Here is a 10988-nt window from a genome sequence, read left to right as displayed (position 1 = left end):
AAAGATGATACAAAGATTGATCCACTTCTTTAAACGCCCGGTTGTCAGAATTTTGCTCACCGCCTGGGTCTTGTTCTATGTGATCTCTCAGGTGACCTATTCGCAAACCTTCCGCAATATCCTGGGCTTGCCTGTCATCATCTGGACCATCTATGCGCTGATCAATACCGTCGTCAAGGCCAGACGCGCCAAGCAGCAATTGCTGGCCGACATCAAGTCGTTTTCGCAAATCAGTGACCCTGCCTATTTCGACACTTGCCGCGAAAGCGCCATCGCTCTCAATTACGCCAACAAGACCATTTACATAATCGACGATGGCAAACAAAAAGCCATGCTCTACAGCGACATCCTGCGCTGGGAAATGGAATACAAAGACGGTGGTGGTTTGGCCATTGGCGGCGTGTCCATCAATGGCGCGACCGCAGCTGCCGCCCTGTTTGGTGTCGGTTTCTTCAGCCTGTTGGGCCGTTACCTGTACAAGACCAATGACATTGGCTATGTCAAATTCTGGGTCAATGACGCCGAACACACCATCATCAGCGTCTATGTATCAAACAATGCCATCATTGAAAAGATGCAGCATTTTTCCATGGTAAATGGTTTGAAGGTGCATTGATATTGCACAGTTCATCTACCCGTTTCTGTCTCGTCATACGCAAGTGCCAAAGTTTTTATTGTCTTTGATATGGGCCATGCTCGCCTGGCTGGCAAGCGGTCAGGCCCACGGCGTTGTCCCTGCCCAGGACCATCCCCATACCACTTATCAAGCAAGGCAAATCGCTGGCTGGACTGTACTGTTCGACCAGGGCGCGCAAACCGCAGATGCGGCACAAAAAGCGGCCTTTCTGGTGGTCTTGAACGACCAGCTCAACAAACTCAACAAGCTGCCAGCCCCAGCGCTGGCAGGTTTGCGTGGCGTTAAAATCTTTGTGTCTAGCGGTACCTACCGCGCCTTTGGTGCGCAGCATCACCCGTCGGCACAATGGCTGAAAGAAAATGGCTACCCCGTTGAATTTGCCGGCAATATAGAAATCTGTAACTGGCGTGAATTCACCACCCTGGTACGCAGCCAGCCGTATGCGCTACTGCATGAAATGTCGCATGCCTACCACTTTTTGCACCCTGAACTCGACGCCCGCATCTTGCAGGCCTATGAGCTGGCAAAAGCAGCCGGGCTATACAAACAGGTGACACGTGATCACAGGCCAGAGTTGCAGGAAGCCTATGCCCTGGGTAACCACCGTGAATATTTTGCCGAACTCAGCGAAGCCTATTTTGGCGAGAATGATTTTTATCCCTACCAGCGCGCAGAACTCATCAAATATGATGCACGCGGCCATGCCATGCTGGAAAGTGTGTGGGGTATAACGGCAACGACCAAGCCTGCACCGTGACACGCGGGTGCCAGGAAACAGGCAGCCTATACGAGCCGACTACACAGGCCGACTACACAGGCCGACTACACAGGCTGACTACACAGGCAAACGCCTGTTGCCGTCAGCTATTGAAATGCACAACCACCGCAATCAGCACCGCAACCCAGAAGACGATGCCGATGAATGTCGTCGTCCCGCTGCTGACAACGATGCCGGTATCGTCCCGCCAGAAATAGGATTTTTTATCTGGCCCCGTCTCTCCATCAAAATGCTCACCGCGCATGCTGCCCAAAGATAAAATGGGTATCAGCAAACGACCTGTCCCATAGCCAATAATCTGGCCAAACAATTGCAGCAGGATTTCGAAGATATCATCCATCATGCGAATCCGATCAGGGTGTGAAGCCAGCGTGGGTTTTGGTTTTAAGCCGGTAAGCAGGATGAGTGTAGCAAGAAATTTTGTGTCAGGGGAACGCATATTTGCAATATCCCGCTATCAGTGCGCCATTCTGCACAAGTGCAGCAAAAACCTCGAATTATTGCCATATAAACATGATATGCTTTGCGCCTGATGCATGCTTTCACCTCGAATGCTGCGCAGCTTAACTGGCATTTCTGATGTCTGACACCCTGCAAAAGTTGTATACCAAGTTCCGCCCACTGGCATCGTGTATCGCCGGGGTAAGCTTCATCACTTTGACACTGATGCAACGCCACTTTGGCTTCGCACTGATTTTAGTAATGTTGTTCTGGCTACCGTGGCTGTTTTACAGCATCTACATCATGGGAAGACATCCGCCACAGCGTACATTGCGGGGTGCAAAAATAGCGATCTGGCTAACCGGGTTTGCCATCATCATTGCCGGCCATATATGGATGGCCTCAGTCGCCAGACAATACGCCAATCAGGCCGTCGCCAGTATAGAACAATACAGGCAGGAAAAAGGGCATTACCCGCCAGACAGTGCCACTGCCGGGCTTTCCAGGCAATGGCTGAGAAAACACCTGGGCACTACTGCTTATGGCATCAATGAAGGCAAGCCCTATTTTGTCTATGCCAGCACTTACATCGTGTTTGACCTGGAAAGTTATGATTTTTCGAACGGGCAATGGCAGCATATAAATGATTGAATGCTGTTTGCTATGTTCGGCATTTCGTATTTGCCGATGGCATTACTTAGTTAATGTAATTTGGGTTTTTTTGGAGCTGGTCCATTGATACACCTGATCTTGTTTTTGCTGTGCTTTCCAGTGTGGTTGTATATCGTATTCAAGATCAGCAGATTTTTAACGCGCAAAATCATTGAGCAATGGTGGGGTGTTTTCATTGCGTTCTTCATTTTCTTCATGCTGCTGGCCTTACCTTTAACTGACGAATTCATTGGGAAAAGGCAGTTTGAAAAAATTTGCAATGAAGAATCCATGGTTCATATCGATGTTGCATCAACAAGAGGGCGTACAGTTTATTTCGATAGTCGCCCCCAACAATATTTAGCAGATACAGCTGTTGCGATAAAAATTTTGCCTATACGCTATATCGATGCCAAAACGGGTGAGCTGGTTTTTCATTATGCATATGTCACCGCAAACGGTGGCTTTGTCAGCCGGATGTTTCCTGCAACTGAAGATGTTTATCCCTGGACGTTTTCTGGACAATGTGGGCCAGACAATCAAGTCAATTTGTTTGATAAATTGGGGTTGAAGAAAATTGAGAAAGAACATAAAAAATAAGAGCGCATCGCTAATGAGAACCATAGCAGGCTTGTTCTTTTCTATCAGACTTGTGCTCGGTGTTCTTGACCTGCTACTCGTTACCTCGGGCAACGCTAACGCCAGCGCTGACGAAAAGCCTGTGATCTTCTTCAATATCACCTGGCCAAAAACCACGACTGGTATTGAATGGACGCATTTACGCATTCCCTATGCTTTCCAGGTCAACACGGTATGGAATTTGCCGCTGCTAGCTGAGACGCAGTTATTTCAGCAGAAACAAGGGAAAATGACAGCGCCAGCCTATGCTAATTTTTCCGTTTCTGCTTTCTGGCCCGACATGGCGCCATTGGATGAAATGAAATGGTTGGCCCAGCCTGCACATGACAAGTCATTGCAGGTATATGCATTATTACAGTTATCTGCAATTGACATTTATGACGGTGTTAATGTCAATCGCTTGCAATATGACTTCAAGACCTTTTCTGTAAATCTGAACAATGTTTGCTATTACCCCAAAGTGGAAAAGAATGAACGCGGATTGATTGATGCTGCCATTTGTAGTAACAGAGAACAGGTAGATGCCAAGCCTGCACGTTATGGTCTGGAACGTATCGGTATCGATTTTAGCCACTATCCAGTTATTCCACGATCGCAATATGGTGACATTTTCAAAGACGATGTTTATTTCAGCTACGACGAGAAAAAAAATCTGAATACAGTTATACGCTGTACGGCAGAAGAAGCGGAAGCATCGGGCAATGGCTTGCAGGCACCAGCACCTGCTTTTTGTGAACAGGGTTTTATATTCAAGCCACTGAATGCAAAAGTAACACTGAGCTATCAGCGCATACATCTGAAAGACTGGGTGGCAATGCAAGCTGTATGGGAAAAACTTTTACAGTCATTTATTCTTCGACCTGAATATTAAATCTCATTTTCAGCATGGAGAAAACAGCATGATGCAAGCAATAATATTCTTGGAGTTGGGTTACTAAATTGCCATCGATCAGCAGTTGTCACTTGTCGTCGCCATCACCTGTAACTGCTGTTGCAATACTTTACAAGTCTGTAGTCAACAAAGATGGGCCTGGGTCGTTATGCTTGTATGCAGGCTTTGTTTGTAGAATGCCTTGCAGAAAATTACTCAGGAGTAAAAATGAAAACCATTCCTTTATGCCTGGCGGTTGTCGCCGTGGCAACAACGATGACGGCTTGCGTAGTGGCACCCCGTCCTGTCTATCATGCGCAGCCTGTGTATGTGCAGCAGCCTTACCCGATCAGTACGGTCGTGGTAGAGGCACCACCGCCAGCGCCCTATGCTGAGGTGATAGGCGTGGCACCTACCGCAGGGTATGTGTGGATAGGCGGCGCCTGGTTCTGGGAAGGTGGCCGCCATGTATGGCACGGCGGTTACTGGTCGGCCCCGCGTTCAGGCCATTACTGGGTTGGCCATCGCTGGGAGCAGGTCGGTAATTCCTGGCATTTCCGCGAAGGTCACTGGGAACCGCATCGCCGTTAATGCGGTAGCAAGCGGATGCCGAAAAACGGCATCCGTGCATGTCAATATCGTTTGCCTGATGGCTGACGGTATTGCATATTTTCATGCGGTGCGCGTGGCGCAGCCTATGTGATATAACTATGATATGGCTAGTTGGAACGCATCATTGTCGCGTTGAAAACTCTACACCTTAAGATATAAGATGAGGCGATAAGCATCGTTTTCTCTTCGACCTTTTCTGTGATGCGCCTTTGGGCCTTCTGTCCATACAGCCGCACAAGCTGAAACTGCGCTCAATTTCATCAGCCTTATCTAGCTAAGCCGCCGTCCTATCTAACTAAGTTATCTAACTAAGTTATTTAACTAAGTTATTTAACTAAGCTATCTCAACCTGCGGTCAGGTATCTGTTCCATGTCCACCTGATCAAGGCGCACGAAGATGAAGCCTTGCTTGAGCGAATTGATCAGGGCAGATGACAAACCTTCGGCAGAATCAGATGCGGGTTTGTTCATGTGAGCGATGATGACGTCGCCTGATTTCAGGCGTTTGACTTTTTCTATGATGGCAGCTTTGCGCAAGGTGGCACCTGCATCGGCATTCAATGAAAAACCGGCGATCTTGTAACCCATTCTATTGATTTCACTGACGGCCTGGGCATCATATTCAGCAGTGGCACCGCGATACCAGCGGGGTGTCACGCCTATCATGCGGGTGATGGCCTTGGCACCTTCGCTGACTTCGCGTTGCAAGTGCAAAAGGTCGGGCTGGCCTGGTATGCCATAGACTTTTCTGCCGGCACCGATGACGGCGGGGATGTGGTTTTCACCATGGTCTTCGACATCAAACAAATCCAGGTGGGCCTTAATGACAGAGATGCCATAGGGATTACTGTCCAGCCATTTTTTGGTGGCGAAGATGGTTGCAGGGATGCGGTTGCGTATCAAAAATTCGATCAGGTCATCATCAAACTTGCCTGAGCAGGCGTCCAGCGTCAGCGCCACTTTCTTGTCTGCTCCTGCCTGCTGCACCAGCCGCGTGTGGATTTCCACTGGCTTTTCCTGTGCCATTGCGAGGCTGCTGCACAGGCCGAGCATAACTGCGAATAAAGGGCGGGTGCCAGGGTATTTCATGAAGTCTCAGTATCGTTTTAATGCGCACAAGTATACACAGCGCATGATCAAGCGCATTGAAATTTACATTTGGTAAAAACAAAAAGACAAGTTGCACCGCCATCGCAAGCGCTTTGGCGGTGCGGGCCATCCAGCCTGCACTGAATGTTCAGTAAGCATTCAGTGAACATTCAGCGAGCAGGCCCATAAACCCTAAACGCTAACTGCTAGCCGCGCTTTTGCCTGTCCCTCTCTTTCACAGAACGCATCATCACTTTCCATTTCGCCCTGTCAGCGATTTTGTCCAGCGGGCTTTGCTGGTGGCGGCGCGCTTCACGCAACAGTTTCTGGTAGTTGTGCAGGCGGTCAGCGTCGACTGTTTCGCGAACGGCACAACCAGGCTCGCTCTGGTGACTGCAATTGCGGAACTGGCATAGTTCTGCCAGCGCCTCAATGTCTTCAAAGCTGGCGCTCAATGCCGCTTCATCCACGTCCAGTTGCAGGCTGCGCAGGCCGGGTGTGTCGATGATGCAGGCGCCTCCTGGACATAAGTGCAGCGAGCGTGCGGTGGTGGTGTGCTGGCCGCGACCATCACTGGCACGCACGCCACCGGTTTGTTGCTGGCTGCTGGCCAGGGTATTGGTCAGTGTGGATTTGCCTGCACCCGATGAGCCCAGCAAAATCAGGGTTTGCCCGGCAGCCATCCACTGTGCCAGAGCGCTGGCGGCATCGGTACTCTGGCCGTTGACGGCAATCACGGGCACGCTGGCAGACAGGCGTTGTTCTACCTCGGCCACGCGCGTTGCGGTGTCGCTGCTGACATCAGCCTTGGTCAGCACGATCACCGCGGCTACGCCTGCGGCATGCGTCAGCGCCAGGTAACGTTCCATGCGGCGCAGATTGAAATCGGCATCCAGGCCCATGACCAGCAGCGCGGTGTCGATATTGCTGGCCAGTGCCTGCCGCCTGCCATCGTTGCTGCGGCGGGTCAGATGGGTGATTGGCAGCATGCGGTCAGTGACCCAATAGTCGTCATGCTGCATACTTTCTGTCAGCACCCAGTCGCCAACGGCCAAACCACTATCGCTGCTGTCCTTGTCTAGCAACAGGCGTGGCAAGATCCTGGTGTTGAAAGCGGTTTTTCCATCATGCACGTTCACCGTGTCACGATGTACTTCGGTGATGCGGGCCACATGGTGGCTGCCGGTTGTCTGTGGTGTCAGTGTATAGAGCTGGTTGGCGATGACGGGTGTCAGGCCGATGCGGCGTAATGCTTCAAAATCAAAATTGATCATGATGAGTGTGTGTTCCCAAATTCGTTACCCGTGGCATGCACGAGTCCTTCCCGCACGTAAAAGCTTCAGACGTGCAGGTGCTGAAAAAGAAAATGGAGGCCGGCGCGGGATCAGGCGCGTATCAACACACTAGTGCAAGTTTATTTGCAGGGAAAAGCAGGAAGATGAGGCAGGATCAGGCAGCCGACAGGGCGGCAATATCTATGGTTCGCATGGTTTTGTCTCCTGTGGTGGTTGATGGGAGCAGCCAGTGTGCCAGCAGGTGATGCAGGCGTCAAGTGTCGGGCTTTTGTGTGTCAAGTTATGACGACAGCCGCTGTCTGGCGATATGTGCCACATCAGGAAACGGTGATTGCAGCAAATGCGTCAGGCATTGCCCGACGATGGCGTGTTTTTCACCGGCGACGCTGATCAGTGTATCAATCAGCTCATGCGCTTTTCTTGCCTCATCGGCGGGCATGTCATCACTGCATAAATAGCTGGCAATCGCTTGCGTGGCCTGTTCTTCGGTCGTACCCAGCATGCCCAAAGCGATGCAGGCCTGGTAGGCGCTGCTTCTGCGCTTGGCAATAATCTGACACAACATGCTGATGACAGCGCTTGAATTATCACCGATGGCAGCAAGACAGTCTGCCAGGTAAATACCTGTATCGTTCCAACCGCCGCCATCGGTATCATGTAGGTAAAACGATACCAGACGCAAGACTTTGGGTAATTCTCCCTGTGCACGCCCACCCAAAATCTCCAATGCCTGAAGGGCAGATTCAAACACATGCCAGTCATTGCCAGCTTTGTCGAACAGCAGGTCTGCAATGCGACTGATGATGGCTTCATCGCTCACGCCCAGCATCGCCAGCGATAGTGCTGCATTGCCACGGATGAACCACAGCGGGTGAGCCAGACAGTCGCTGAGCAGGGCGATGGCCTGTGACCTGATGTCAGTGGCTTTGCTTAAGGCGATGATGGCCGTGCTGAATAATTCCTGGTTTGTATGGTCTGTCACATCAGGGCTGGTATCCAGTTTTGCATGCAATGCAGTTTGATAAACCAGTTCTTGCGCCTGCACTGGCAGACGTTGGTCAAGTTGCGTGAACGATTGCAGGATTTCTGTTTTTTGCAATAGGGACGCAGACGCAAATCGGGCGATGAAATGGTCTATCCAGACAGGGTAGTCATGCACATTCATTCCAGTCCCAGGATATCGCCTACCGCCTGGCGCAACTGTTCTACCAGGTCGGCATCCATGTATTTGTATTCATCGGGAATATCAAGCACATGCACGGGCTTGTTTTCCAGCAGGCGGCGGTGTTCGGCAAACAGGCGGGATTTGTGTTTGTCTTCCATGACGAAGATGACGTCGGCCCAGCTCACATCATCGGCAGAAACGGTATGTCTGGCATTGGGGCTGGTGCCGCCAGAACGGGCACGCACCATGGGGTGCTTGCGCCATACCTGTTCGGCAGTCGGGCTGCGCCACTGGTTACGGCTGCAAACGAAAAGTACATTGACGGGATTTGACGGCATGTAGAAGCAGAAAAAATTTGAGAACCATCATCATGCCAGATTGCCTGCATTAAGTAATTCGGCAATTCAGCCATTGAGCAGGATGACATACAGGTGGACACTACATTTAAGCGATTTCCCTAAGGGAAAGTATCCGCTGTTGTGAAAAGAAACAACATCAACCGCAGAGAAAAATGCTTGCGATAGTTATTAATAAGTATATACTCAGCTATCAAATAATTATCTATATATAAATACAATAAAGCAATTTCAGCGCGCGAGATTCAACAAAAAATCTTCCAGGCCAAGCGCGCCTAAATTGCACGAACAGGCACTGAGCCTGGTTCTTTCGCTAGATTTATCGCTTTCCCAGATTTTAGATTCCAGATTGTACGCATCACCCTCCGGCCCCTCGTTTTCAGATGCATTTTATTTGCAGGGGTACTCTTGTCTGTTGATTTTGTATGCGCTTTCGCCAGCACTGTCTTTGTCTGGCCTGCTTTTCTGTCCGGTGAATTTGTAGGATATTTTTATAAAGGGCAAGCTGATGGCTGATGTAAAAACACTGCTGGCGCGTATCGCCTATTCAGATATTTATACGCTGGAAAATGATCGCAGTGCCTATTTCTTTGAAGCGGGCATGGCGATAGATGCCGATGGTGCGCCGCATGCTTATCATCCTCAGTCTGGACAGGGGCTTGATTATCTGGGTAATGCGGGCAAGCCTGGCGATTGGTGGGCACTGGTGACCGATGACGGTACACGTGCCGGTAAGCCGCTTATACAAAAACAGGGCGACCCTGCACCTGGTTTTTATATTTCGACGACCACCCTGCAAGATAAAACCCGCGCTGTTCAAGACCCGCTGCGCTATGTCGATGCTGAACATATCCCCTTCTTTGTCTTGCCGGGGAAATTCAAGTTTGGTGCCAGGCTGGGTGACCTTAGCGTCGCCATCAATACCCGCAATGGCCTGGTCTATGGCTGTATTCATGCCGACAATGGACCCAGCGCAAAAATTGGCGAAGGCTCGATGGCACTGGCAAAAAAACTGGATATTCCCAGCAGCCCTAAACACGGTGGCGTTGCGCATGGCATCGTCTATGTGGTCTTCCCGGGTAGTGGCACAGGCTGGCCACTGGCACCTGAGGTGATAGAGCAGCACGCAAAAGAAAAATTTACACAATGGGGTGGTCTGTCGCGGCTCAAGGCATTGTTGCCGGAGATTGCCTGGTAATCATTCACGCATTGCTTCACCTGTTCGCTTCATCAACGTGCTTCCACTTATACATCTGGAGACTGTATGCGTCATTCCGCGAGGTTTTTATTATTGATATTTCCAGTTGCCAGCTTATTGGCAGGCTGTTCACTGACAGGCAAGGGTTTGGAGCCCGGGCCATCCACTGCGGCGAGAATCAGTAATCACCGGACGGATGGCACACCCACGGATTATCCGGTCAGCCTGCCCACTTTGATAGCAATGGCGGCGCAGACAGATCCTTCTAAGCCAGGCGCATTAATAAACAGAGACGGAATATCAGCGCAACAAGCAGTCAGTACGGCGTCACCTGGTGACCAGTCTGTAGCAGCTCCGGCAGCAGCCAATATCGCTGGCGACGAAATTGAACTGGCACGCCAGTACTTTTACGCCCATTGTTCAGGCGATGAACGGTGTGGCGTTTTGCGTGACCGCGTCCAGGACAGATTGATCTGGGCCTCAGAAAGTGCCTGTTCAGACTACCTGGTCAGTGTAAGAAAATCGTTTACCCGTACTAATCTGAATCTCGGCGCAGCGACCACCATGTTTGGCACTTTGGGTAGTTTGATCACATCGGTTACTACGGCAAGGGTTTTTTCAGGTGCAGGCGCATTTACCAGCGGCTTGCGCGCAGAATACAATGAGGTCTACTTTTCATCTCAGGCGTTTGAACTGGTGTCAAAATCCATACGTTCTGTACGTGAAAAAACACTCAAACGTATACGCGATAATCGTGTAAGTAAAAACATCACCCAGTATACGCTGGACGCCGCCATCAGTGATGCGATTTTTTATCATGGCAGTTGCAATATCCTGGCCGGTCTTGAAGAAGCCAGTGATGCGGTTACTCGTGATCGCGACCCGGGACTGAAGAGGGTGAACGAATTGCTGCAAGATTTGAATACGGGCGTCAATTTATCTTTGGGTACTGCCTCGCTGGATACTTCTGCTTTGCCGTCTGCAACCAAGAGTTGCAATACCATGGCAGAGGTTGCGCAGGATACCGTTAAAGTAGCGGCTGCCTTTGCCGCAAAAGACAAAAAAATTTAGGACGATACGACAAACACACCTGATATTGTCGCCCTCAAAACATCTTCTGCTATCCGTGCGCTGGCTGTTGATCAACTGGCGAAAGAAGTTGCTAAACTTGCGGCAGATGAGCAAGCTGATTGCGATATTAAAAATGGCCCGATTAACAAGGCTGAAACAGATATGTTCGAGGCGATACGTCAATT

At 50.3% G+C, this 10988-nt stretch carries 13 protein-coding genes; 8 read left to right on the top strand and 5 right to left on the bottom strand.

Translation table 11 applies throughout. From position 1 onward, the window contains the following. The first annotated feature begins 4 nt into the window (after positions 1-4). A complete protein-coding gene (locus ACO0LH_RS01765) occupies positions 5-616 on the top strand; it encodes a hypothetical protein (protein WP_422939324.1) in 612 nt (203 codons plus the stop codon). 76 nt (positions 617-692) lie between these two features. Further along, positions 693-1394 carry a hypothetical protein gene (locus ACO0LH_RS01760; protein ID WP_422939323.1) on the top strand — a complete coding sequence of 234 codons (702 nt, stop codon included), beginning with the start codon at positions 693-695 and terminating at the stop codon, positions 1392-1394. Positions 1395-1497: 103 nt separating this feature from the next. On the opposite strand, the gene ACO0LH_RS01755 is transcribed toward ACO0LH_RS01760, so the two are convergent. Next, entirely contained in the window at positions 1498-1755 is a 258-nt protein-coding gene (locus ACO0LH_RS01755; protein WP_422939322.1) for a hypothetical protein, read from the bottom strand. A gap of 239 nt (positions 1756-1994) precedes the next feature. Between ACO0LH_RS01755 and ACO0LH_RS01750 the strand changes: the two genes are divergently transcribed. From ACO0LH_RS01750 to ACO0LH_RS01735, 4 genes are all read left to right on the top strand, one after another. Next, complete coding sequence (locus ACO0LH_RS01750; RefSeq protein WP_422939321.1) at positions 1995-2507, top strand: hypothetical protein; 513 nt, start codon at positions 1995-1997, stop codon at positions 2505-2507. An 84-nt stretch (positions 2508-2591) separates the two neighbouring features. Further along, positions 2592-3107, top strand: a complete 516-nt coding sequence (locus tag ACO0LH_RS01745; RefSeq protein WP_422939320.1) for a hypothetical protein — start codon at positions 2592-2594, stop codon at positions 3105-3107. 13 nt (positions 3108-3120) lie between these two features. After that, on the top strand, positions 3121-4017 hold the full coding sequence (locus tag ACO0LH_RS01740) for a hypothetical protein (protein ID WP_422939319.1): 897 nt from the start codon (positions 3121-3123) through the stop codon (positions 4015-4017). Positions 4018-4245: 228 nt separating this feature from the next. Then, the gene (locus tag ACO0LH_RS01735; protein ID WP_422939318.1) at positions 4246-4608 is read left to right on the top strand and encodes a YXWGXW repeat-containing protein; all 363 of its coding nucleotides are present in this window, start codon (positions 4246-4248) and stop codon (positions 4606-4608) included. Between the two features lie 360 nt (positions 4609-4968). On the opposite strand, the gene ACO0LH_RS01730 is transcribed toward ACO0LH_RS01735, so the two are convergent. The 4 genes from ACO0LH_RS01730 to ACO0LH_RS01715 form a co-directional block, all read right to left on the bottom strand. After that, positions 4969-5718, bottom strand: coding sequence for a polysaccharide deacetylase family protein (locus ACO0LH_RS01730; RefSeq protein WP_422939317.1), 750 nt, complete (start codon positions 5716-5718; stop codon positions 4969-4971). A 206-nt stretch (positions 5719-5924) separates the two neighbouring features. Beyond that, entirely contained in the window at positions 5925-6992 is a 1068-nt protein-coding gene (gene rsgA, locus ACO0LH_RS01725; RefSeq protein ID WP_422939316.1) for a ribosome small subunit-dependent GTPase A, read from the bottom strand. A 301-nt stretch (positions 6993-7293) separates the two neighbouring features. After that, positions 7294-8172: a hypothetical protein gene (locus ACO0LH_RS01720; RefSeq protein WP_422939315.1), complete on the bottom strand. Its 879-nt coding sequence runs from the start codon at positions 8170-8172 to the stop codon at positions 7294-7296. 2 nt (positions 8173-8174) lie between these two features. Next, positions 8175-8516: a low molecular weight protein tyrosine phosphatase family protein gene (locus tag ACO0LH_RS01715; protein ID WP_422939314.1), complete on the bottom strand. Its 342-nt coding sequence runs from the start codon at positions 8514-8516 to the stop codon at positions 8175-8177. A 526-nt stretch (positions 8517-9042) separates the two neighbouring features. Between ACO0LH_RS01715 and ACO0LH_RS01710 the strand changes: the two genes are divergently transcribed. Then, positions 9043-9732 carry a glycoside hydrolase family 75 protein gene (locus ACO0LH_RS01710; RefSeq protein WP_422939313.1) on the top strand — a complete coding sequence of 230 codons (690 nt, stop codon included), beginning with the start codon at positions 9043-9045 and terminating at the stop codon, positions 9730-9732. A gap of 66 nt (positions 9733-9798) precedes the next feature. Further along, positions 9799-10803 (top strand): hypothetical protein, encoded by a 1005-nt coding sequence (locus tag ACO0LH_RS01705; protein WP_422939312.1) that lies wholly within the window; start codon positions 9799-9801, stop codon positions 10801-10803. The last annotated feature ends 185 nt before the right edge of the window (positions 10804-10988 follow it).

Source organism: Undibacterium sp. TJN19 (assembly GCF_049339485.1).
Taxonomy (GTDB): Bacteria; Pseudomonadota; Gammaproteobacteria; order Burkholderiales; family Burkholderiaceae_D; genus Undibacterium.
This window is presented reverse-complemented; position numbering and strand designations above follow the sequence as displayed.

Excerpts from the sequence above, each read along its gene's own strand:
- ACO0LH_RS01705 (WP_422939312.1), top strand. The coding sequence starts at position 9,799 with ATGCGTCATTCCGCGAGGTTTTTATTATTGATATTTCCAGTTGCCAGC.
- ACO0LH_RS01735 (WP_422939318.1), top strand. The coding sequence starts at position 4,246 with ATGAAAACCATTCCTTTATGCCTGGCGGTTGTCGCCGTGGCAACAACG.
- ACO0LH_RS01710 (WP_422939313.1), top strand. The coding sequence starts at position 9,043 with ATGGCTGATGTAAAAACACTGCTGGCGCGTATCGCCTATTCAGATATT.
- ACO0LH_RS01750 (WP_422939321.1), top strand. The coding sequence starts at position 1,995 with ATGTCTGACACCCTGCAAAAGTTGTATACCAAGTTCCGCCCACTGGCA.
- ACO0LH_RS01765 (WP_422939324.1), top strand. The coding sequence starts at position 5 with ATGATACAAAGATTGATCCACTTCTTTAAACGCCCGGTTGTCAGAATT.
- ACO0LH_RS01760 (WP_422939323.1), top strand. The coding sequence starts at position 693 with ATGCTCGCCTGGCTGGCAAGCGGTCAGGCCCACGGCGTTGTCCCTGCC.
- ACO0LH_RS01740 (WP_422939319.1), top strand. The coding sequence starts at position 3,121 with ATGAGAACCATAGCAGGCTTGTTCTTTTCTATCAGACTTGTGCTCGGT.
- ACO0LH_RS01730 (WP_422939317.1), bottom strand. The coding sequence starts at position 5,718 with ATGAAATACCCTGGCACCCGCCCTTTATTCGCAGTTATGCTCGGCCTG.
- rsgA (WP_422939316.1), bottom strand. The coding sequence starts at position 6,992 with ATGATCAATTTTGATTTTGAAGCATTACGCCGCATCGGCCTGACACCC.
- ACO0LH_RS01715 (WP_422939314.1), bottom strand. The coding sequence starts at position 8,516 with ATGCCGTCAAATCCCGTCAATGTACTTTTCGTTTGCAGCCGTAACCAG.
- ACO0LH_RS01755 (WP_422939322.1), bottom strand. The coding sequence starts at position 1,755 with ATGGATGATATCTTCGAAATCCTGCTGCAATTGTTTGGCCAGATTATT.